This is a genomic window from Endothiovibrio diazotrophicus, assembly GCF_054657215.1.
On record NZ_BAAHXB010000007.1, the window covers coordinates 1 to 23364 of the forward strand.

A 23364-nucleotide genomic window follows, 5' to 3' on the forward strand; every position below is an offset into this window, starting at 1 on the left:
GGGACGCAGAAGCGATCGGGGCATTGCACGTTTCCCGTGCCCCTACAGTCGAACCTCCGCGCAAAGCCCGCCCAGGGTGGCGGAGCGGGTCAGTTCGAGCCGGCCGCCGTAGTCGTCCACCAGCTCCTGGACGATGGCCAGTCCCAGGCCGTGGCCGGCGGTCTGCTCGTCGAGTCGGGTGCCGCGGCGGGTGAGGGCGGCGAGCTGTGCGGAGGGCACGCCGGGGCCGTCGTCCTCCACCGCGAGGCGCAGGCCGTCGCCCGTCTCGGCGCTCACCACCACCCGCCCGCTCGCCCACTTGCAGGCGTTGTCGAGGAGGTTGCCGAAGAGTTCCAGCAGATCCTCGCGGTCCATCGGCAGGGTGGTCCCCGGCTCGATGCGCAGTTCGAAGGCCAGCGGCCTCTCCGGGTGGATGCGGCGCAGGGTATCGAGCAGCGGCTCCAGCTCGCGGCGCAGGTCGAGCCGGGGTCCGCCGCCGCCGCCGGCCAGGCGCGCCCGTTTCAGCTCACGTTCCATCAGTCGGCGCAGCGCGTCGGCGTGCTCGTGCAGCTCGCCGCGCAGCGGCTCCGGCGCCCCGTCGGCGGCCTGGCCAAGCAGGGTGAGGGGGCCCTTGAGGGCGTGGGCGAGGTTGCCGGTGGCATTGCGTGAGCGTTCCAGCCGCCGTCTCATCACCCTGAGCAGCCGGTTGATCTCCTCCACCAGGGGGCGCACCTCCGGCGGTGCCCGCTCGTCGAGGGCCTCGATCTCCCCCTGCTCCAGCCGCATCAGTTCCCGCCGCGCCCGTTCCAGCGGCTCCAGTCCCCGCCGCACCACCAGCCGCTGTACCGCGATCAGCCCGGCCAGCAGGGCGACGAAGAGCAGGGCGAAGTAGACCCGGTAGCGGACCAGCGCGGTGCGCAGCGGTGAGAGATCCTCGGCGACGGTGATGGTGAGGGGGTGGTGCTGGATCTCGAAACCGCGAGTGACGCCGATCAGCCGCTGCTCGCCGGGGCCATGCTGGCGGAACGGCCGGGCCGCCCCCGGCGGGATTGCGCTGTCGGCGAGGGCTTCGTCCCACAGGGAGCGGGAGCGCAGCAGATGGTCGCCGCTGCGCAGCTGGTAGTAATGGCCGGAGAGCGGCTGGTTGTAGACCGCGTTGAGGGCGGGAGAGGTGAGCTGCGGGGTACCGTCGTCGGCGAAGGCGACGGCGGCGAGCAGACTCTCCATGTCGTGCTCGATCCGCGACTGGGCGTACCCCTCCACCGCCGAGCGGACCATCCGATCGACCACCACCCACTGGCCGGCCAGCAGCAGCAGCAGGGAGATGAGCAGGCCGAGGGTCAGGCGGGATTGGAGGGAACGCATGGGTGTCAGGTGTCAGGTGTCAGGCGAAAACGTCTCGCCTCGCTCGTCGTCTTGATCCTGGTGATTTTGGTTTCGACGAGGCCATAGGGCCCGCGAAAGAATAACTTCCTGTTTCGGGATGCCGAGACGCCTCTCCGGCAAGGCGCGCAAAGGGGCGCATACTCGTTGTGTGCAACCCTTTGCGCAACGCCGCCGGAGAGGATGGATCGGCATCCCGAGACAGGAAGTTATTCTTTCGCGGGCCCTATGCCAAGAAGCGGGTTGCCGAAATGGAAGAGTGGTGAGCGGAGTCGCCATTGCCAACGAGCCGCTACCCAAGCCACCTTCCCAGCGCCTCCAGCAGCTGGCCTTTCCTGATCGGCTTGCTCAAGTGGGCGTTGCAGCCTGCCGCCAGGCTGCGCTCGCGATCCCCATCGAGGGCGTAGGCGGTCAGCGCCAGGATCGGTAGCGGCGGGCGCCGCTCCCGCTCCTCCCACCGGCGGATCTCCCGGGTGGCGCGATAGCCGTCCATCACCGGCATCTGCATGTCCATCAGGATCAGGTCGACCCCGCCGCGCTTGGCTCGCGCCACCGCCTGCTCGCCATTCTCCGCCCACTCCAGCGTGCAGCCTTTCCCCTTGAGGTAGGCCTCGACCAGTTGCCGGTTGTCCGCACTGTCTTCGGCCAGCAGCAGGTGGCGCCCGGCGCATGATCCCGCAGTGAGCGGTGGGGACGGAGCCTCCTCTTTCGGGCAGGCGGGCTCATTCCGCTGTACCGGCAAGGTGAAGTGGAAGCGGCTGCCGCGGCCGGGCTGGCTCTCCACGCCGATCTCGCCCCCCATCAGGCCCACCAGCCGTTGGCAGATGGTAAGCCCCAGGCCGGTGCCGCCGTAGCGTCCGCTGATGTGGCTTCCCCCCTGGGAGAAGGCCTCGAAGATCCGTCGCTGCTTCTCCGGCGCGATGCCGATGCCGCTGTCCTCCACCTCGAAGTGCAGGCGGTCTTCCGCGGTCTGCCGCACGCGCAGGACGATCCTCCCCTCGGTGGTGAACTTGACGGCGTTGGCCAGCAGGTTGACCAGCACCTGCCGCAGCCGCCCGCGGTCGCCGACCACCGAGCGCGGCAACGGGTCGCACTCCAGCCGCAACTCGATCCCCCGCTCTCGCGCGGTCGGTGCCATGATCTCGACGGTGGCTTCAAGCAGTTCGCGCGGATCGTAGGGGGCGTCGTGCAGCTCCATCCGCCCGGCCTCGATCTTGGAGAGGTCGAGGATGTCGTCGATCAGCTCCAGCAGACTCGATCCGGCGTGCTGCAGCAGCTCCAGGTAGTGGCGCTGGTCGGCGTCCAGCGGGGTGTCGAGGAGCACCTCGGACATGCCGATCACCACGTTCATCGGGGTGCGGATCTCGTGGCTCATGCTGGCCAGGAACTCGCTCTTCGCCCGGCTCGCCGCCTCCGCCTTCTCCTGGGCCAGCAGCGCCTCCTGGCGGCGGCGGCTCTCGGTGACGTCGTGCATCGAAACCACCGCCCCGGCGGTGCGTCCCGCTTCGTCGAGCAGTCGCCGGCCCGAGGCGAGGACGAAGCGCGGCGGCCCGCCCGGTGGGGAGATGACCATCTCCTGGTTGAGGACCCGTTCACCGAGGAGGGCTCGGTAGAGGGGGGCCTCCTCCATCGGCAGCGGGGTGTGGCCGTCGCTGCGGTAGAGGTTGTAGCGACGGCTCCACTGCTCCGGCGGCAGCGGCTGTTGCTCGCAGCCGTGGAAGGCGCGGGTGGCGCGGTTGAAGTGGGAGAGCCGCCCCTCGGCGTCGCAGGTCACCACCCCGTCCTCGATGCTCTCCAGCACCCCTTCGAGGAACGACTGCTGGCGGCTCAGTTGTGCCTCGGAGAGGCGCAGTCGGCGGCTGGTGCGGGTGGCGGTGAAGGTGAGCAGCGCCAGCGCGGCGAGTACGCCTCCGGCCAGCGCCAGCCAGTGCCAGTAGAGGCGCACCACCTCTCCGGGGGTCACCTTGCCGTAGTCCTGGTAGGGGGCGATGCGCAGCTCCCGCAACAGATCCCGCACCGGCTGGTAGTTGGCAGGGATGGTCCAGCCGGCGCTCTTCGAGGCGCGCGCCGCGGGGCCGTCGGGCGGCATCTGCAGCAGGGCGACGGCGACCCGGCGGGTCAGCTCGCCGGCGGTGCGGGCCATCTTGGCGAAGGGCCACTCGGGGTAGAGGCGGGTGCTGTGGAGCAGCGGGAAGGTGGCGTTCGCCGCATCCGGGGGGCGGGCATCGATCACCCGCAACTGGGTGAGCTCGATCTTCCCCTCGGCCGCCATCCGCTCCAGGGTGTCGCTGCGCACGGTGCCGGCGTCCACCCGCCGCTCCAGCACCGCGTAGACCACGGCGTCGTGGGTGCCGGTGAAGAGCAGTTCGGCGAAGTCCCGGTAGGGGTCGATACCGAGGCGGTGGAGCTCCCGCCAGGCCATGTGGAAGCCCCCCAGGGAGTTCTCCTCCACGGCCGCGAAACGCCCCCCCTTGAGCGCCGCCGGATCGTCGAGATCGCGGCGCTCGGCGCGGGCGAAGATCACCCCGCCGAACCGCTCGTGGCCGTCGTCGCCGGCGCGGTTGCGCAGGGTGGCGATGCGCGAGGCGCCGTAGCGGCTCTCCAACTGCACGTAGAAGGAGGGGTTGGCGAGGATGAAGTCCACCTCGCCGCGGGCCGCCGCCGAATGGATCTCGCCGAAGCCGAGGGGGACGATGCGGAAGCGGTAGCCGTCGACCTGCCGCGACAGGTAGTCGGCGGTGGGTTCCCACATCGCTTGCGCCACCGCCGGTCCGCGCTTGGCCAGCACCCCGATCCGGACCTCCTGTGCGGCGTGCGCCGCCGGCAGCAGCCCGAAGAGCAGCGCGAACGCCAGCCAGCGCAGGGGCGGGTTGGTGCCTTGGCGAATCCGCGGGTTTCGGAAAGGTCTTGGCATTTAAGAAAATTCTTAATGACTATTAAGATGGTTCTTACATATTTATTTCGATAAACATAGTCTTTTTCGGTGATTGCCGGAAACGGCGCCGCTCCTGCGGGCGACGCCTTGCCGGCCTTTTGGCGGCGAGGAGGCTTGGTGCGGTTGGTGTTGGAGAAGCGGTGCATCCTCTGCCACGCTGCAAGGAATCCGATGAGCGGATACACTCGGCCGATGACTGGCCGGATCTCTGCAACCTGGAGGAGGAGGAGGGGGTGGGGCTGGCGCTGGCCGCCCGTCTTGGTCCGTGGATCGGCAAGTCGATCGCGGGCGGCCTGCGCCCGGAGGCGTTCCACCCCGGCAGCCGCGGCGGTGGAGAGGCGCGAGGCGCTGGGTCATGAGTGCCGGCTTCATTTGCGTCTGCCGGGGGTGGACGACCCCCGGGTCGCCCGTCTGTCCGGCGCGCCGCCGTCGGCGGAGAGGGTCGCCCTCGGGGTGGATATCCGCGGGCTGTGCTTTATCGATGCGGAGGGGAATGACCTGTGATTCGCCGTTGGCTGCCACCGTTTCTGCTGCTGTTCGCCACGACCGTGGCGGCGGAGCGTTTCTCTCCCGATCCCGCTCCGATGGAGGGGCGGATGCGCGTCGACCGCAGCAGCGACCTCTGTGCGGTGGCGCGCCACACCGCCGACTATCTGCGCAAGGGGGCGGATTACGATCCGGCGGCGATCCACGGTGTCCATGCACCGGCGATCCCCTTTGATCTGAAGCGGGTGCTCGCCACCCTCGATTTCCTCTGCCGCACCTATGTCGAGGATGTCCGCGCCAAGCGTCCGAGCCGCCTGCACGACGCCGTCTTCATCGAACGCCACTTCGACCGCTACCGCTGGCACCCCGACCTGGAGCGGGCCCACGCCCACGCCGCCCGCGCCGCCAAGGCCCAGGCGAAGATGCTCGAGCGCATCCCGGCGGGGCGCATCCTGATGACCAAGTACTACGTCAAACGGCTGGCCGGCGTTACGGAGCGGGACGCCGACCATCCCCACGCCCTCTATGGGCTGCCGTTCGACGAACGGGGGCTGACCCTGGAGCAGGCGGAGGCGAGAAGGGCGGAGCTGACCCGCTACCGTTATACCAAGCAGCAGGTGCTGGATGGGGCGCTCCGCGAAGGGGGGCTGGCCAAGCCGCTGGTGTGGCTCAGTCGCACCGACCTGGAGGATGTCCTCATGCAGGGCTCCGCCGTCGTTGAGACGGCGAACGGAGTGCGCCATTTCAATGTCCACCGCAACAACGGCATCGCCTACGACTACACCCTGGCCAAGGAGCGTCAGGGGCGCTACTGGTACTTCAAGGAGGTGCCGGGGATCATGGGGTACGGCAAGGACGCCGACCACAAGATCGAGGTGGCCGAGCAGGTCACCTTCGCCGGCGACGTCGCCGATCTGGGCCTCGGCAAGCTGCTGATGGTGCGTTACCCGACGGACGCGGGGACGGTCAACCGCCTCGGCATCCTCGCCGACACCGGCGGTGCCTTCGACGACAACCTGTTTCAGCTGGACCTGTTGGCTGGCGCCTACCACGGCTGGAAGGAGTACCACGCCGCCAACCGCCATCTGCCCGACTTCGTCGAGGCGTGGCTGTTGTTGCTCAAGCCGGAGTTCGCCGGGACTGCCGTGGATTCGGTGGGCGCCGGTTTTTGAACCCTTCGCGGTAGCCCTGTTGATTCCGCCTTTCATGGTAGGTGTGAGAGGTCCCCCCCGCCCGATCGACCGGCGAATTCCCGTTCTCCCCGCCGACACCCCGTCACTCCCTCCCTCCCGTATCGCCAACTTTTTGGCACAGCCGTCTCATTGTTATACAACTTACTGATTTATAATAATAATTGTTGATGGCACGATATTCGCTTTCCTTGTCTCGGACATCCAGCCCCGCCGTCCGGGGCCCGTCACCGGGAGCGAATACGACCATGCACAACCCCATCGCCACCAGCTCATCGCTCGATTCGGCGCAGCGCCTGGAGGACGCCTTCAACGTCTTCAATGAGATGTCGCTGTCGCTGGAGGCCTCCTACCGCGACCTGGAGAACCAGGTGGCGCGGCTGCACGAGGCGCTGGCGGTGGCCAACAGCGAGCGGCTGCGGGAGCTGGCGGAGAAGGAGCAACTGGCCAATCGGCTGGAGCGGCTGTTGGAGGCGCTGCCGGCCGGGGTGCTGGTGCTCGACGGCGACGGGGTGGTGCGCGAGTGCAACCCGGCGGCGGTCGACCTGCTGGGCAAGCCGCTGCTCGGGGAGCGCTGGCGGGAGGTGACCCTGCGCGCCTTCGAGCGTAGCGGGGGCAACGGCGACGAGATCGTGCTCCAGGACGGGCGCCGGGTGAGCGTCTCGGTACGCTCCCTGGGCAGCGAGCCGGGGCAGATCGTGCTGCTCAAGGACGTCACCGAGACCCGCGCCCTGCAGGAGATGGTCGCCCGCCAGCAGCGGTTGACCGCCATGGGTGAGGTGGCGGCCGGGCTGGCCCATCAGATCCGCACGCCGCTCGCCTCGGCGCTCCTCTACATCTCCAATCTCGGCCGTCCCAATCTGGACGCCGCCGGGCGGGCCCGCTTCGCGGAGCGGATTCGCGACCGGCTGCGCCACATGGAGCGGATGGTCAACGACATGCTGGTGTTCGCCCGCGGCGGCTCCACCGACAGCGAGGCGGTGGCGCTGGACGGGCTGCTGGCCGACCTGGCGCAGACCCTGGAGCCGCAACTGGCGGCGGTGGGCGGCGGCATCGAGGTGGACCAGCGGGTGGCGGGGGTGACCCTTCACGGCAATCGCGAGGCGCTGCTCGGCGCGCTGATCAACCTCGGCGCCAACGCCATCCAGGCGGTGGGCGAGGGGGTGCGGCTGCGGGTCGACGTGCGGCTCGAAGGGGCGGGGTTCGTCGCCGTCCGGGTGGCGGACAACGGCCCCGGCATCGGCGAGGACATCCGCGAGACGGTCTTCGAACCCTTTTTCACCACCCGGCCCGACGGCACCGGCCTGGGGTTGGCGGTGGTGCGCAACGTGGTGGAGGCCCACCACGGTCGAATCGAGCTGGAGCAGCCGCAGGCGGGGGAGGGGGCGTGCTTCGCCATCCGCCTGCCCACCGGCGAGCGGCGTCAGGCGCTGCTCTCGGGGGAGGCTCCGGCACCCGGCAACAACCAAGAAGACGAAACGATGACGGTCGGCCTTGCGCCCTCTGTCGAAGGAGGTTGGTCATGAACAGCGGTGCGGTGTTGATCGTCGAGGACGATCCCTCCCTCTCCGAGGCCCTTTGCGATACGGTGGAGCTGGCCGGCTTTCCGGTGCTCTCGGCCACCGACGGCGCCAAGGCGCTGGAGGTGCTGGAGCGCGAGGCGGTGGCGATGGTGGTGAGCGACGTGCGGATGCGGCCGATGGACGGCCACACCCTGCTCAAGCGCATCCGCGCCGTGCGCCCCGAGTTGCCGGTGGTGCTGATGACCGCCTACGGCACCATCGACCGGGCGGTGAGCGCGATGCAGGAGGGGGCGACCGATTATCTGGTGAAGCCCTTCGAGGCGGAGGTGCTGGTGGAGATGGTGGAGCGCTACATGCCCGCCAGCCGGCCCACCGCGATCCATGGGGTGGTCACCGAGGACGCACGCACCCGCGAGCTGCTGGAGCTGGCCCGCCGGGTGGCGCAGACCGACGTCACGGTGATGCTCAACGGCGAGAGCGGCAGCGGCAAGGAGGTGTTCGCCCGCTTCATCCACGACGCCTCGCCGCGGGCCGAGGGGCCGTTCGTCGCCATCAACTGCGCGGCGATCCCCGAGAACATGCTGGAGGCGCTGCTCTTCGGCTACGAGAAGGGGGCGTTCACCGGGGCCTATCAGTCCAACCCCGGCAAGTTCGAGCAGGCCCAGGGGGGGACGATCCTGCTTGACGAGATCTCGGAGATGGATCTGGGGCTGCAGGCGAAGCTGCTGCGCGTGATCCAGGAGAAGGAGGTGGAGCGGATCGGCGGGCGCAAGCCGACGCTGCTCGACGTGCGGGTGCTGGCCACCACCAACCGCAATCTGAAGCAGATGGTGGCCGACGGCAAGTTTCGCGAGGACCTCTACTACCGCTTGAGCGTCTTCCCGCTGAAACTGGCCCCGCTGCGCGAGCGTCCCGGCGACGTGGCCCCGCTGGCCGCCCACTTCATCGCCCGCCACCACCGCGAGCCGACGCCGCCGCCGCAGATCTCGCCGGCGGCCGAGGCGCGGCTGCGCGCCTACCCCTGGCCGGGCAACGTGCGCGAGCTGGACAACGTCATCCAGCGGGCGCTGATCCTGATGCAGGGCGGCCGGATCGAGCCGGAGAACCTGATCTTCGAGACCTTCAGCGACCTGCCGCGGATGGCGGTGCCGGCCGCGCGGATCGCCGAACCGATGGCGCCGCCAGCGGCGGAGAGCACCGATGGCGAGGAGGGGCGCGGCGAGGGGTGCCTCGGTGACGACCTCAAGGCGCGTGAGTTCAGCCTGATCATCGACGCCCTGGCCGCCGGCAGCCGCAAGGCGGCGGCGGAGAAGCTCGGCATCAGCCCGCGCACCTTGCGCTACAAGATCGCGCGCATGCGCGAGGCGGGGGTGGCGATCCCCGGCGAGGCGGCCTGAGCGGAGGCGCTGCTTCATAGCGATGCACCCGGGGCGGGGTTCCCGCCTTCGGGTGCGTTCGTTTTTGCGGTTGATGTGAAAACCATCCTCAGGTGAAATGTTCGCTCTGTCCGGGTGGCACCGCATCCGGGATTCGACGGCCGCCGGAAAACCGTTGGGCAACCCTTAGCCGCCCGACGGCCAATTCTCCCCTCCAACCCATACCTCAATTCCCGTATTCACACCCTTCGCGGTCTGATTCCCCGTTCTAAAACAATTGGTTGATGTTTGATCATCCTCTCTGTTCGAGTGGTTTTGCATCAGGTGGCACATGACCTGCATGGTCCCGAGGCAAGTAGAGATCGGCGACGGATTTTCGACGTCGCAACGGAGTAGCCGCCATGAATGACTTTGACGTGAACAGTGTCCTCAGCCAGATGCGTGCGATGCGGGCCGAGGCCCAGGGGGTGCAGGCCTCCGGGGCTGCGGGGATCGGTGCGGTCCAGGAGGGGGCGCAGGCCGGCGGGAGCGATTTCGCCACGCTGCTGCGCAACTCCATCGATTCGGTCAACGAGGCCCAGCAGACCTCCAAGAGCCTCCAGGAGTCCTTCGTCCGGGGTGACTCGGACGTCGGTCTGGAGCAGGTGATGATTGCCACCCAGAAGGCCAGCCTCTCCTTCGCGGCGATGAAGAGCGTCCACGGCAAACTGCTGGAGGCCTATAACGAAATCAAACGGATGCAGGTGTAAGCCGGCGGACGAGGCCCGCCCTTTCCTCACGAATCGGCCATCAGTGGGTCGCAAGGCGCTGAGGGTCGATTTGTGGGGAAAGGGCGGGCCTTCAGTTACAATGCTCCAACTCTCCAAGCGGAAGCGGTTGGCACGACAGGTATCCATCCATGGCGGAGGAATCGAAAGCGAACGTCTCGGCCCTGACCCGGGGCTTCAGTGAACTGTCCGGCTGGCGCCAGGTCGGTCTGATCGTCGGTGCCGCCCTGGTCATCGCCCTGGTCGTCGGGGTCGCCCTGTGGTCCCAGCGCCCCACCTTCGGCAAACTCTACGGCAACCTCACCGACAAGGATGCCGGCATGGTGATCGAGGCCCTGGAACAGGCCCAGGTCCCCTACGAGATCGACCAGACCACCGGTGCCATCCGCGTCCCTTCCAACAAGGTCCACGAGATCCGCATGAAACTGGCTGCCCAGGGCCTGCCCAAGGGGGGCGGCATGGGCTTCGAGCTGCTGGAGAAGGACCAGGGTTTCGGCACCAGCGAATTCATGCAGAAGGCCCGCTACCAGCGCGCCATGGAGGGGGAGCTGGCCCACACCGTGGAGACCATCGAGGCGGTGCAGAAGGCGCGGGTCCACCTCGCCATCCCCAAGAAATCGGTGTTCATCCGTGACCGTCAGGACCCCACCGCCTCGGTGATGGTCCAGCTCGCCCGCGGCCGCGCCCTGGAGCGCAGCCAGGTGCAGGCGATCGTCCACATCGTCGCCTCCTCGATCCCCTCGCTGCTGCCCTCCAACGTCAAGGTGGTGGACCAGGCCGGCCGCCTGCTCACCGCCGACGAGGCCTCCACCGAGGTGGAGATGAGCGGCAAGCAGTTCGAATATACCCGCAAGGTGGAGCACGACTACATCAAGCGCATCGAGCACATCCTCCAGCCGGTGGTGGGCGCCGAGGGGGTGCGCGCGCAGGTCTCCGCCGATCTCGATTTCACCGTCACCGAACGGACCCGCGAGAGCTACAACCCCGACCAGACCGCGGTGCGCAGCGAACAGCTTTCCGAGGAGGAGTCGAAGGGCGGGGCCGGCGTCTCCGGGGTCCCCGGCGCGCTGACCAACCAGCCCCCCGGCGGCGGCGTCGCGCCCGAGGTGGCGGGTACCGGCGCCGATTCCGGCAATAGCGATGCGACCAAGACCAACGCCAGCAAGCAGGTGATCCGCAACTACGAGGTGGATCGCACGGTGAGCCACACCAAGCTCGCCACCGGCACCGTGCGCCGGCTGTCGGTGGCGGTGGTGGTGGACGACCGCAAGGGGGTGGACGAGGAGGGCAAGCCGACCCGGACCCCGTTGAAGGCCGACGAGCTGGAGCGCATCACCTCCCTGGTGAAGGAGGCGGTGGGCTTCAACGCCCAGCGCGGCGACAGCGTCAACGTGATCAACGCCTCGTTCATGGATGCCGAAGAGGAGGCGCCGCCGGCCGAGGTGCCGATCTGGAAGGAGCCTTGGTTCTGGGAGCTGGCCAAGCAGCTCCTCGGCGGGTTGGCGGTGCTGTTCGTGATCTTCGGCGTGCTGCGTCCGATCCTCAACAGCCTGGCCCAGCGCGGTGCCGAGTCCTCCGCCCTGGTGGCCGAAGGGGCCGGCGCGATGGAGGATTTCGGCGAGCAGGGGGTCAGCCTGACCACCCAGGCGCCGGCCGCCCTGGAGGGCCCTTCCAACGCCGACCTGCAGATGGAGGCGGTGAAGGGGCTGGTGGCCCAGGATCCGAAGATCGTCGCCCAAACCCTGAAGAACTGGATCGCCGAAGATGTCTGAGCAGAACAAGCCCCCGATCAAGCTCTCCGGCGCCGAGCGCGCCGCGGTGTTGCTGATGTCGCTCGGCGAGCACGACGCCGCCGAGGTGCTCAAGCATCTCAACCCGAAAGAGGTGCAGAAGGTGGGCATGACCATGTCGTCGCTGACCAACGTCAGCAAGGACGACGTGGACGTGGTGGTCGACAACTTCCTCACCGCGGTGGGCCACCAGACCGGCATCGGCGTCGGCTCCGAGGACTACATCCGCAAGGTGCTGATCGCGGCGCTGGGCGAGGACAAGGCGGCCGGCATGATCGACCGGATCATGATGGGGCGCGAGGCGAAGGGGCTGGAGACCCTCAAGTGGATGGACCCCCGCGCGGTGGCGGAGGTGATCCGCAACGAGCACCCGCAGATCATCGCCACCATCCTCTCCTATCTGGAGGAGGACCACTCGGCGGAGATCCTCTCCCACCTGCCGGAGCGTACCCGCCCCGACCTGATCATGCGTATTGCCTCGCTCGACCGCATCCAGCCTTCGGCGCTGCAGGAGCTGGACATCATCCTCGAACGGCAGTTCTCCGGCGGTGCCAACGCCCAGGCCTCCAGCGTCGGCGGCGTGAAAAAGGCGGCCGACATCCTCAACTTCGTCGAGGGCTCGATCGAGGCGGAGATCATGTCCTCGGTGAAGGACGTGGATGCCGACCTGGGCCAGCAGATCGCCGACCTGATGTTCGTCTTCGACAACCTCGCCGATGTCGACGATCGCGGTATCCAGATGATCCTCCGCGAGGTCCCCTCGGAGACTCTGCTGCTGGCGCTGAAGGGGGCCGACGAGCCGGTCAAGGAGAAGATCTTCAAGAACATGTCGAAGCGCGCCTCGGAGATGCTGCGCGACGATCTGGAGGCGAAGGGCCCGGTGCGCCTGAGCGAGGTGGAGCAGGCGCAGAAGGAGGTCTTGGCGATCGCTCGCCGCATGGCCGACGCCGGCGAGATCTCGTTGGGCGGCAAGGGCGACGCATATGTCTAGGGTGGGCGGCGGTCACGGCCGTTTCTCCCACCTGATTCCGAAGGAGCTGCTCGACGAGGTCGACCGCTGGCAGGCACCGGACGTCACCGACCCCAACGCCTTCGTCAAGAAGAAAAAGCAGGAGGAGCCCGAGGAGGCGCTGCCGCAGCCGCCGACGGTGGAGGAGATCGAGGCGATCCAGAAGCAGGCCTTCGAGGAGGGTTATGCCGCCGGGCTGGTGGAGGGGCGGGTGGCCGGTCAGGCGGAGTTCGATGCGCGCATCGCCGAGACCGAGCAGGAGCGCGCCCGGCTGATCGAGAAGGGGGGCGAGCTGGAGGTGCTGATGGAGGCGCTGATCCACCCCTTCGAGGAGCTCGACGAGGAGGTGGAGAAGGAGGTGGCCAAGCTGGCGATGCTGGTGGCGAGCCAAGTGGTGCGGCGCGAACTCCATATCGATCCCGGTCAGGTGATCGCTGCGGTGCGCGAGGCCGCCGCCGCCCTGCCGGTGGCGGCGCGCAGCGTCCAGCTCCACCTCCACCCCGAGGACGCCGCCCTGGTCCGCGAGGCGCTGTCGTTGCACGAGGGCGAGCAGGCGTGGCGGCTGATGGAGGACGTGCGGATCAGCCGCGGCGGCTGTGAGGTGGTGGCGGAGGATTCACGTATCGACGCCACCGTCGAGAAGCGCCTGCAGGTGCTGATCGCCGGCGCCCTCGGCGACGAACGCGGCGACGACGATCGGTCGTAGGCTCATTTTTGGCGCTCTGGAAGGGAACGCGGAGGGCGCAAAGACGCAGAGAACGCGGAGAAGAAGAGATGAGGGCCGGTGTCGATAGGGCGTTTTGCGGGAATCGGAATGATCGAGCCTCCTTTTTCGATGATCGAGTAATGGTGTGCACAATCACTAACTGTTCCTGCAACGGTCTCTGCGCATTCGAACTCTTCTTTGCGTTCTCTGCGTCTCTGCGTCCTCCGCGTTTCCCATCCCAATCCATGAAAGAACCCCATGCCCAGGCCTGAGATCCAGCGCGGGGCGATCTGGCGCGAGCGGATTGCCAAGTATGCCGAGCGGGTTGCTCCGCCGCCGCTGGTGGTGGAGGGACGGTTGACCCGCATCGTCGGTCTCACCCTGGAGGCGGTGGGGGTGCAGGAGGCGATCGGCGGCCGCTGCCTGGTGGTCTCCGCCGGAAGCGCGCCGGTGGAGGCGGAGGTGGTGGGCTTCGCCGAGGGCAAGACCTACCTGATGCCCACCGGCGACACCGTCGGCCTGGTGCCCAACGCGCGGGTCATCCCGACCCACAAGGGCCACGAGGTGGCGGTGGGCCCTAGCCTGCTCGGGCGGGTGCTGGATGGCGCCGGCAAGCCGCTGGACGGCAAGGGACCGCTGCATGCGGCGGAGCGCCGCTCGCTTACCGGCACCCCGCTCAATCCCCTGGTGCGCCGGCCGATCGACGAGCCGCTGGATGTCGGCATCGGCGCGATCAACTCCATGCTGACCGTCGGGCGCGGCCAGCGCATGGGTCTGTTCGCCGGCACCGGCGTGGGCAAGTCGGTGCTGCTCGGCATGATGACCAAGTACACCACCGCCGACGTGGTAGTGGTGGGGCTGATCGGCGAGCGCGGCCGCGAGGTGAAGGAGTTCGTCGAGAAGATCCTCGGCGCGGAGGGGCTGGCCCGCGCGGTGGTGGTGGCCACCCCGGCCGACAACCCGCCGTTGATGCGTCTGCATGGCGCGATGCTCGCCAGTTCCATCGCCGAGTACTTCCGCGACCAGGGGTTGGAGGTGCTGTTGCTGATGGATTCGTTGACCCGCTTCGCCCAGGCCCAGCGCGAGATCGCCCTGGCGGTGGGCGAGCCGCCGGCCACCAAGGGCTATCCGCCGTCGGTCTTCGCCAAGATGCCGCGGCTGGTGGAGCGCGCGGGCAACGGCTCCACCGGGTCGATCACCGCTTTCTACACCGTACTCACCGAGGGGGACGACACCAATGACCCGGTGGCCGACGCCGCCCGCGGTATCCTCGACGGCCACATCGTGCTGTCGCGCTCGCTGGCCGAACAGGGCCACTATCCGGCGATCGACGTGGAGGCGTCGGTGAGTCGTGCGATGAATGAGATCACCTCGCCCGAGCACCAGCAGGCGGCGCGCCGCTTCCGCTCCATCTCCGCCACCTACAGCCAGAACCGCGACCTGATCTCGGTGGGTGCCTACCAGCGGGGGGCCGATTCGCGGGTCGACGAGGCGATCGAGTTCCAGCCGCGGCTGATGCACTTCCTGCAGCAGGATCAGCGCAAGGCGGTCCCTTTCGAGGAGGCGCTGGCGGGGTTGATGAAGCTCGTCGGCAGCCAGCGGCCGCCGGGTGCCGTCGGATGACGGGGCAATCCACTAAATGAAACGCTCGGTCCGCATGCGACCCATCGTCCACGTGGCGGAGAACCGTCAGCAGGAGGCGGCCCGCCGTCTCGGCGAGGCGCGGGGTGAGCTGGTGCGGCGGGAGCAGCAGCTGGAGGAGCTGAAGCGCTATCGTGAGGAGTACGCCCAGCGCTTCACCCGGGAGGGGGGCGGCGGCTTCACCACCGGCGCGCTGCTCTCCTACCGCCGTTTCCTCGCCCAGCTCAATACGGCCGTCGAACAGCAGGAGGTGGTGGTGGCTCAGGCGCGCGAGGTGGTCCGCCGGCGGATCACCGACTGGCAGGCGGCGCGCAGCCGGCTCCAGGCGATGGAGAAGGCGGTCGAGCGGCTGCGTGACGAGGAGCTGGAGCAGGAGGAGCGGGCGGAGCAGGGAGAGAGCGACGAGCGGGCGCAGCGATACCGTGGAGGAGGGTGAGGAAATCAGGTTCCAAACACCTGGCATCCCGATTGCTTGTTTCCTGACAAGAGCCAACCGACGAGAGATTTCAACGTGTCCGAAGTAACCTTAGAGATGCTGCTCACCGGGAGCAAGCCCGCCTCCGCGCCGGTGCAGGCCGCTCAGGCCGCGGCGGGGGGGGGCGGGGAACCCGCCGCTGCCGAGGGTCGGGGGGGCTTTTCCGAGGCCCTCTCCCGCCACCTGGAGGAGAGTCGTCCGGAGGCCGCCTCGCCCGATGCGACCGCGGCCTCCGATGGGGCCCCCGCCCCTGAAGGGGAGGGGGGAGTCGTCGGCGAGGAATCGCCGGAGGAGCGGGATTCGCAGGATGCCGGTTCGACGGAGGATGGCGAGGGGGCCGAGGAGGAGAAGTCCGTGGAGACCGCAGCGGAGGGGGACGATGACGATCCGCCGGTCGACGAAGTGGTGCTCCCTCCCGGACTGGAGCTGTTGAACCTGCCCGTGGCGTCGGTGAGCTTGTCGGCGAGCGGCAGCGGCCTGCCGAGCGGCGGCAACGGCTTGCCGGCTGCCACCGGCGGGATGCCGCTCACGCTGTCTGCGGCGGCCAATTCGACCACCGCGGGCGGGCTGCCGGGGGGGGCGGAATCGGTTTCGGCGGCGGAAGCGGGCGGCGAGCTCACCACCCGCCGCGAGTTCGCGGCGGTGGTCGACAAGGCGGCGGATGGGAGCGCTGGGCAGCGGGCATTCAGCCAACTGCTCGATAGTCGTCTGGCGGCGACGCCGGCGGCCCAGAACACCGAAGGTGCCGGCGCATCGTCCACCTTGACGGCCCCCGCGACCGCCGGCGGGGGGGCGGCATCCGCCGCCCAGGCGACCGCGTCGGCCCAGCCGCCGATGCGTAGTGCCATCGACACGCCATTTCGTCAACCGGGGTGGAACGACTCCCTCGGCAACCGCGTGATGTGGATGGCCAACGAAAAGATCGAGAAGGCGGAGATCCGCCTCAATCCGCCCACCCTCGGGCCGATCGAGGTGAAAGTGAAGATGCACGGCGATCAGGCCAGTGTCTCTTTTGTCTCCCACAACCCGGCGGTGCGCGAGGCCCTCGAGCAGGCGATGCCGCGGCTGCGGGAGATGATGGGCGACAACGGGCTCCAACTGGCGGAGGCCGAGGTCTCCGACGCTCCTCCCGACCAGCGGGCTCGTGAGGGGGATGGCGAGGGTGACGGAAGCGGTCGTGGCGGCCGCGGTGGCGGGGGCGATGGGGAGGAGGCCGATATGCCTCAGGCGCAGAGCGCCGCGGTCGGCGTCGGGATGCTTGATGCCTATGCTTGAAACCCCTGAGGTTTCAGATTTCAGGCGAAAACGTCTCGCGGTGCTCGACGTTTTCGCCGCTATGCCTTTTCGGGGTCGGGAATCCTTATCTTTCACCTGTTATCCGATTCCCGCCCGGTTCCCCCACACCCCCTTTCCCCGCTATAATGGCCCGCTTGATAACCCGTCGGCGAAAGTGGCGGAACTGGTAGACGCGCTGGATTTAGGTTCCAGTGGGGCAACCCGTGCGAGTTCGAGTCTCGCCTTTCGCACCATGATTCAGCTTTATGTCAGGCATTTGGATTCAAACGAGCCGGCCCAACGGGCCTTACGTACAGAGGTGAGAGATGCAGGTTTCTGTCGAGACGACCGAAGGTTTGGAACGCAAGATGACCGTTCAGGTCCCGGCCGGGCAGATCGATGCTCAGGTGGATGAGCGGCTGAAGTCGATGGCCCGTACCCTGCGTGTCGATGGTTTCCGTCCCGGCAAGGCGCCGTTGAAGGTCATCAAGCGTCAATACGGCGGTCGGGTTCGCGGCGAGGTGGTCGATGAGGTGATCCACTCCACCTTCGGTGAGGCGGTCAACGAGCAGAGCCTGCACCTGGCCGGTCCGCCTTCGATCACCGCGGCCGATCTGAACGATGACGAGCTGAAGTATACCGCCACCTTCGAGGTCTATCCCGAGGTGACCCTGGTGGCGATGAGCGAGATCAGCGTGGAGCGCCCGGTCGCCGAGGTGGCCGAGGCCGACGTGGACGCGATGCTGGAGAAGTTGCGCGAGCAGCGCGCGACCTGGAAGACGGTGGAGCGGGCCGCTGCCGAGGGGGACCGGGTGACCATCGATTTCGAAGGTTCCATCGACGGTGAGCTGTTCCAGGGTGGCAAGGCCGAGAAGGCGCCCATCGTGCTCGGCTCCAAGCAGATGATTCCCGGTTTCGAGGAGCAGCTCGTGGGGCTCTCCGCCGGCGACGAAAAGACGCTGGAGGTCTCCTTCCCGGAGGCGTATCACGTGGAATCGCTGGCCGGCAAGGCCGCCCGGTTCGCGGTCAAGCTCCACTCGGTGGAAGAGAAGGAGCTGCCGGAGCTGAACGATGAACTCGCCGCCGAGATGAAGGTGGCTGAGGGCGGGTTGGAGGGGTTGCGCAAGGAGGTTCGCGGCAACATGGAGCGCGAGCTGCGCGGTGCCATCCAGTCCAAGGTGAAGAGCGCGGTGATGGATGCCCTGCTGGAGAAGAACCCCTTCGATCTGCCGAAGGCGCTGGTCGAGCGGGAGATCGACGTGCTGAGCCAGGATGCACAGCGCTATAACCAGGGGGGCAACTTCTCGCTGCCGCGCGAACTGTTCGAGGAGCAGGCTCGTCGCCGGGTCGCCCTCGGCCTGATGGTGGGGGAGATCGTCCGATCCGGTGAGATGAAGGCCGACACCGACCGGGTTCGCGCCAAGGTCGAGGAGCTGGCCTCCACCTATGAGGAACCCGCCGAGGTGATTGCCTGGTACTACAAGAACCCCGAGTACCTGTCGCGTATCCAGTCCTCGGTGCTGGAGGATCAGGTGGTCGAGCAGATCCTCTCCGAGGCCCGGGTGAACGACGTCACCGCCACCTTTGATGAGGTGATGAACGCCGGCAAGTAGCGTTTGCTGCTCTGCTCCTAGGAGCCTGTCGGACTTAGGATGAATCGGCTGCGAAAGCGGGAGAGCGGCCCTGCCCTTTTCCGAAAATCCTCGTTAAATAGCTCACTATTTTCCTCGAATTTTCGGAAAATTGGGGCCGCTCTCCCACTCCCGCCGCTCGATCCCCCTAAGCCCGACAGGCTCCTAGAGTTGAAAGGCGCCCGCCCCGCCCCCATAGCTGCCTGGAGCTTCGGGGTGCGGCGGGCGATTTCGTTTATGGCCCGTCCATAGCATAATCCCGTCATCCCCCATTTCCCGGTTTCCCTGATGAGGAGGGACCTATGTCCGATTTCCCTTTCCGTAACGGTGGCCTTGGCGGCGCCCTCGACGTCCAGGCCAACCTCGTACCGATGGTGGTCGAGCAGACGCCTCGTGGCGAGCGTGCCTACGATATCTACTCCCGGCTCCTCAAGGAGCGGGTGATCTTCTGCGTTGGTCAGGTCGAGGACTACATGGCGAACCTGATCGTCGCGCAGATGCTTTTCCTGGAGTCGGAGAATCCGGACAAGGACATCCATCTCTACATCAATTCTCCCGGCGGTTCGGTGACCGCGGGGTTGTCGATCTACGACACCATGCAGTTCGTCAAGCCCGACGTCAGTACCCTGTGCATCGGCCAGGCGGCGAGCATGGGTGCGGTGCTGCTGGCTGGTGGCGCCGCCGGCAAGCGCTACAGCCTGCCCAACTCGCGCACCATGATCCACCAGCCGCTGGGCGGTTTCCGCGGTCAGGCCACCGAGATCGAGATCCACGCCAAGGAGATCCTGCTGCTGCGCGAGAAGCTCAATGGCATCCTTGCCCGCCACACCGGACAGTCGCTGGACAAGATCCAGCTCGATACCGAGCGCGATTTCTTCCTCGGTGCGGAGGAGTCGAAAACGTACGGCCTGATCGACGAGGTGATCTCCTCCCGGGAGATCCCGCAGGATGTTTCCGGTTGATGAAATCCGAGTGAAGTCATATAACCGTTGGACGAACGGTATGTAAACGGGAATGAATTGTGCAATAACTCGGTGGTCGGGGCTTGTCAGCGCCCCGGTGCTGTAGTTGAATTGAAGCATTCCCGGTTTTCCGCGGCGCCTGATTCGGGGCGCCCAGCGAGGTGTTCGATGAGCGATAACAGATCCGGCCGTGGCGACGACGACGGCAAGCTCCTCTACTGTTCCTTTTGCGGCAAGAGCCAGCACGAAGTCCGCAAGCTGATTGCCGGACCTTCGGTTTTCATCTGCGACGAGTGCGTCGACCTGTGCAACGACATCATTCGAGAGGAGTTGCAGGACAAGGCGGTGGAGGGCGAGAGCAAGCTGCCCAAGCCTCAGGAGATCAAGCAGGTTCTCGACGAGTACGTGATTGGTCAGGAACGCGCCAAAAAGGTGCTGTCAGTGGCGGTTTACAACCACTACAAGCGCCTCGATGCCCATCAGAGCGGCGATGAGGTGGAGCTCTCCAAGAGCAACATCCTGCTTATCGGTCCCACCGGCTCCGGCAAGACCCTGCTGGCCGAGACCCTGGCACGGCTGCTCAACGTCCCGTTCACCATTGCCGACGCCACGACGCTGACCGAGGCGGGATATGTCGGCGAGGACGTCGAGAACATCATCCAGAAGCTGTTGCAGAAGTGTGACTACGACGTCGAGAAGGCGCAGACCGGCATCGTCTACATCGACGAGATCGACAAGATCTCGCGCAAGTCGGAGAACCCGTCGATCACCCGCGATGTATCCGGTGAAGGGGTTCAGCAGGCGCTGCTCAAGCTGATCGAGGGGACGGTCGCCTCGGTGCCGCCCCAGGGTGGGCGCAAACATCCTCAGCAGGAGTTTCTCCAGGTCGACACCTCCAATATCCTGTTCATCGTCGGTGGCGCCTTCGCCGGCCTGGACAAGATCATCGGCCAGCGCAGTGAGAAGGGGGGCATCGGTTTCTCGGCGCAGGTGAAGAGCAAGGAGGAGAAACGCTCCTTCGGCGAGGTGATCGCCGACGTGGAGCCGGAGGACCTGATCCGCTACGGCCTGATCCCCGAATTCGTCGGGCGCCTGCCGGTGGTGGCGACGCTGCAGGAGCTGGACGAGGCGGCGCTGGTGCGCATCCTTACCGAGCCCAGGAACGCGATCACCAAGCAGTACTTCAAGCTCTTCTCCATGGAGGGCGTGGACATCGAGTTCCGCGAGGATGCCCTCTCGGCGGTCGCGCGCAAGGCGATGGAGCGCAAGACCGGCGCCCGTGGTCTGCGCACCATTCTCGAGCACGTGCTGCTCGACACCATGTACGACCTCCCTTCCATGGATGACGTCAGCAAGGTGGTGGTCGACGAGGCGGTGATCCGCGGCGATAACAAGCCCTACATTCTCTACGAAGGTCCAGGCGAGCCGCAGCAGCGGGTTGCACCGGACTGATACCCTCCTTTTTCCGATGATGGATGCCCCTTCCCCAGCCGGGAGGGGGCGTGTCATCGGCTCCCGATTGGTGTGGGTAGGGGGCGCTGCTTGCCTCCCGCGAGCCTGCGTCTTTTTCGCTCGCTCTGCGCGCGGTCATTGAATCCGGTGCCTTTCGGCCTCAGGTATACTTCACGCCAATCTCCGGGATCGGGATATCCCCGGTACGCAGCGATGCGGGAGAAAAAATGGATTTCACCCCCCTTTTTCGAGGACCCCAGCGATGTCCGATACTGAAAGCCGCAACCTCCCCGTAGAGGATTCCTCCGCCAGCGTTCCGGTGTTGCCGCTACGCGATGTGGTGGTCTATCCCCACATGGTGATCCCGCTCTTTGTCGGCCGGGAGAAGTCGATCAAGGCCCTCGATGCGGCAATGGCCTCCGACAAGCGGATCCTGCTGGTTGCCCAGAAGAGTGCCGAAGTGGACGATCCGGGGCGTGACGACGTTTACGAGATCGGCACCGTCGCCACCATTCTGCAACTGCTGAAACTTCCGGACGGCACCATCAAGGTGCTGGTGGAGGGGGTGCGGCGCGCTCAGGTAATCGACCTCGAGGACCATGGCGACTACTTCGCTGCGGAGGTGGAAGCGGTCGTTGGCGGCAGCGAGGCAGATGAGCGGGAGTCCGAGGTGCTGGTCCGCTCGGTGATGGCGCTGTTCGACCAGTATGTGAAGCTCAACAAGAAGGTCCCGCCGGAGATCCTCACCTCGCTGGCGGGGATCGATGACCCCGGGCGCCTCGCCGATACCATCGCCGCCCACATGTCGCTGAAGTTGGAGGAGAAGCAGCGCATCCTGGAGGTGGGCGAGGTGCGTGGCCGCCTGGAGGCGTTGATGGGGCTGATCGAAGGTGAGATCGACATCCTGCAGATCGAGAAGCGGATTCGTGGCCGGGTCAAGCAGCAGATGGAGAAATCCCAGCGCGAGTACTACCTCAATGAACAGATGAAGGCGATCCAGAAGGAGTTGGGCGATCTGGAGGAGGTCCCCAACGAGACCGAGGAGCTGGCCAAGAAGATCGAGAAGGCGGGCATGCCCAAGGAGGCCAAGGAGAAGGCGATCCAGGAGCTCAACAAGCTGAAGATGATGTCGCCGATGTCGGCCGAGGCCACTGTGGTGCGCAACTACATCGACTGGCTGGTCAACGTCCCGTGGAAGAGGCGAAGCAAGATTCGCCACGACCTGGCCGAGGCCGAGGCGGTGTTGGAGGCGGATCACTACGGTCTGGAGAAGGTGAAGGAGCGGATCCTGGAGTATTTGGCGGTGCAGCAGCGGGTGCGCAAACTGAAAGGGTCGATCCTCTGTCTGGTGGGCCCCCCGGGGGTCGGAAAGACCTCGCTGGGCCGTTCCATCGCCAAGTCGACCAACCGCAAGTTTACCCGCATGGCGTTGGGTGGGGTACGTGATGAGGCGGAGATCCGTGGGCATCGCCGCACCTACATCGGTTCGCTTCCGGGCAAGATCGTGCAGAACCTTTCCAAGGTAGGGGTGCGCAACCCGCTCTTCCTGCTCGACGAGATCGACAAGATGTCCACCGACTTTCGCGGTGATCCCTCCTCGGCGTTGCTGGAGGTGCTCGACCCGGAGCAGAACCATACCTTTGCCGATCACTATCTTGAGGTGGACTGCGATCTGTCGGACGTGATGTTCGTCGCCACCGCCAACACCCTGAATATCCCGGGACCGCTGTTGGACCGCATGGAAGTGATCCGTATCGCGGGGTATACCGAGGATGAAAAGGTCAATATTGCCCAACGCTATCTGATTCCGAAGCAGGTGGAGGCCAATGGCCTGAAGGCGAAGGAGATCGCCATCGCCGAGTCGGCGATCCGCGACATCATCCGCCACTACACTCGCGAGGCGGGGGTGCGCAACCTGGAGCGGGAGATCGCCAAGGTGTGCCGCAAGGTGGTGAAGGCGATTCTGCTCAAGCCGGAGACCAAGAAGATTACCGTCAGCTCGCGCAACCTGGAGAAGTACCTTGGGGTGAAGCGGTTCCGCTATGGGCGGGCGGAGGAGCACGATCAGGTCGGGCAGGTCACCGGCCTCGCCTGGACCGAGGTGGGGGGGGAGTTGCTCACCATCGAGTCGGTGGTCGTCGACGGCAAGGGTCGGCTCACCCATACCGGAAAGCTGGGTGACGTGATGCAGGAGTCGATTCAGGCAGCGCTTACCGTGGTGCGCTCCCGCTCCGCCAAACTCGGCATCGATCGGGAGTTCCATCAAAAGCGCGATATCCACATCCACGTCCCGGAAGGGGCGACCCCGAAGGATGGTCCCAGTGCCGGTATTGCCATGTGTACCGCGCTGGTTTCCGCCCTCACCGGGATATCGGTGCGCGCCGACGTGGCGATGACCGGGGAGATCACCCTGCGTGGCGAGGTGCTGCCGATCGGCGGATTGAAGGAGAAGCTGCTGGCGGCCCATCGCGGCGGCATTACCACGGTGCTGATCCCCGAAGAGAATCGCAAGGACCTCATCGACATCCCGAAGAACGTGTTGGGCGAGCTGGAGGTGAAGCCGGTGCGCTGGATCGATGACGTGCTGGAAGTGGCGCTGACCCGTCAGCCCGAGCCCCTGCCGGAGCCCGCAGAGGAGGTGGTCGCTGAGGGGGGAGGGGTTCAGGAGACGGAGAACGCCGTGAGGGCTCATTGATTGGCGGGGTCTCCAGAGACGCGCGCAGGGGTGGACGCCTGCTGGATTTCGTCCGGCGGTGGCCTTCGGGAGATAGAAGGTATTGTCTC

General features: G+C 66.6%; 17 protein-coding genes and 1 tRNA gene. 16 read left to right on the forward strand and 2 right to left on the reverse strand.

Features of this window, described 5'->3' with window-relative positions; all coding sequences use genetic code 11:
• Positions 1–42: 42 nt before the first annotated feature.
• A complete protein-coding gene (locus ACYQ2W_RS03315) occupies positions 43–1344 on the reverse strand; it encodes an ATP-binding protein (RefSeq protein WP_459863197.1) in 1302 nt (433 codons plus the stop codon).
• A gap of 310 nt (positions 1345–1654) precedes the next feature.
• Complete coding sequence (locus ACYQ2W_RS03320; RefSeq protein ID WP_459863199.1) at positions 1655–4276, reverse strand: PhnD/SsuA/transferrin family substrate-binding protein; 2622 nt, start codon at positions 4274–4276, stop codon at positions 1655–1657.
• Between the two features lie 161 nt (positions 4277–4437).
• On the opposite strand from ACYQ2W_RS03320, the gene ACYQ2W_RS03325 reads away from it, so the two are divergent.
• The 16 genes from ACYQ2W_RS03325 to lon all read left to right on the forward strand — a co-directional run bounded on the left by ACYQ2W_RS03325 (position 4438) and on the right by lon (position 23275).
• A complete protein-coding gene (locus ACYQ2W_RS03325; protein WP_459863201.1) occupies positions 4438–4656 on the forward strand; it encodes a hypothetical protein in 219 nt (72 codons plus the stop codon).
• A 141-nt stretch (positions 4657–4797) separates the two neighbouring features.
• Positions 4798–5955 (forward strand): hypothetical protein, encoded by a 1158-nt coding sequence (locus ACYQ2W_RS03330; protein ID WP_459863203.1) that lies wholly within the window; start codon positions 4798–4800, stop codon positions 5953–5955.
• A 266-nt stretch (positions 5956–6221) separates the two neighbouring features.
• Entirely contained in the window at positions 6222–7499 is a 1278-nt protein-coding gene (locus tag ACYQ2W_RS03335; protein WP_459863205.1) for a sensor histidine kinase, read from the forward strand.
• A complete protein-coding gene (locus ACYQ2W_RS03340) occupies positions 7496–8893 on the forward strand; it encodes a sigma-54-dependent transcriptional regulator (protein WP_459863207.1) in 1398 nt (465 codons plus the stop codon). Before ACYQ2W_RS03335 ends, ACYQ2W_RS03340 begins: the two co-directional genes overlap by 4 nt.
• A gap of 380 nt (positions 8894–9273) precedes the next feature.
• Positions 9274–9621, forward strand: coding sequence for a flagellar hook-basal body complex protein FliE (gene fliE, locus ACYQ2W_RS03345; RefSeq protein ID WP_459863209.1), 348 nt, complete (start codon positions 9274–9276; stop codon positions 9619–9621).
• A 149-nt stretch (positions 9622–9770) separates the two neighbouring features.
• On the forward strand, positions 9771–11411 hold the full coding sequence (fliF, locus tag ACYQ2W_RS03350; RefSeq protein WP_459863211.1) for a flagellar basal-body MS-ring/collar protein FliF: 1641 nt from the start codon (positions 9771–9773) through the stop codon (positions 11409–11411).
• Positions 11404–12420, forward strand: coding sequence for a flagellar motor switch protein FliG (gene fliG, locus ACYQ2W_RS03355; RefSeq protein ID WP_459863213.1), 1017 nt, complete (start codon positions 11404–11406; stop codon positions 12418–12420). Before fliF ends, fliG begins: the two co-directional genes overlap by 8 nt.
• Complete coding sequence (locus tag ACYQ2W_RS03360) at positions 12413–13144, forward strand: FliH/SctL family protein (protein ID WP_459863215.1); 732 nt, start codon at positions 12413–12415, stop codon at positions 13142–13144. The genes fliG and ACYQ2W_RS03360 overlap by 8 nt, the downstream gene beginning before the upstream one ends.
• Before the next feature lie 258 nt (positions 13145–13402).
• Positions 13403–14767, forward strand: a complete 1365-nt coding sequence (gene fliI, locus ACYQ2W_RS03365; protein ID WP_459863217.1) for a flagellar protein export ATPase FliI — start codon at positions 13403–13405, stop codon at positions 14765–14767.
• Between the two features lie 16 nt (positions 14768–14783).
• On the forward strand, positions 14784–15221 hold the full coding sequence (gene fliJ, locus ACYQ2W_RS03370; RefSeq protein ID WP_459863219.1) for a flagellar export protein FliJ: 438 nt from the start codon (positions 14784–14786) through the stop codon (positions 15219–15221).
• Between the two features lie 75 nt (positions 15222–15296).
• Positions 15297–16535 (forward strand): flagellar hook-length control protein FliK, encoded by a 1239-nt coding sequence (locus tag ACYQ2W_RS03375; protein WP_459863221.1) that lies wholly within the window; start codon positions 15297–15299, stop codon positions 16533–16535.
• Positions 16536–16704: 169 nt separating this feature from the next.
• Positions 16705–16789, forward strand: a tRNA-Leu gene (locus ACYQ2W_RS03380).
• 72 nt (positions 16790–16861) lie between these two features.
• Positions 16862–18148, forward strand: a complete 1287-nt coding sequence (tig, locus tag ACYQ2W_RS03385; protein WP_459863223.1) for a trigger factor — start codon at positions 16862–16864, stop codon at positions 18146–18148.
• A 320-nt stretch (positions 18149–18468) separates the two neighbouring features.
• Positions 18469–19128, forward strand: coding sequence for an ATP-dependent Clp endopeptidase proteolytic subunit ClpP (clpP, locus tag ACYQ2W_RS03390; RefSeq protein WP_459863225.1), 660 nt, complete (start codon positions 18469–18471; stop codon positions 19126–19128).
• A 168-nt stretch (positions 19129–19296) separates the two neighbouring features.
• Positions 19297–20580, forward strand: coding sequence for an ATP-dependent Clp protease ATP-binding subunit ClpX (gene clpX / locus ACYQ2W_RS03395; RefSeq protein ID WP_459863227.1), 1284 nt, complete (start codon positions 19297–19299; stop codon positions 20578–20580).
• Between the two features lie 262 nt (positions 20581–20842).
• Entirely contained in the window at positions 20843–23275 is a 2433-nt protein-coding gene (gene lon / locus ACYQ2W_RS03400; RefSeq protein ID WP_459863229.1) for an endopeptidase La, read from the forward strand.
• Positions 23276–23364 lie beyond the last annotated feature (89 nt).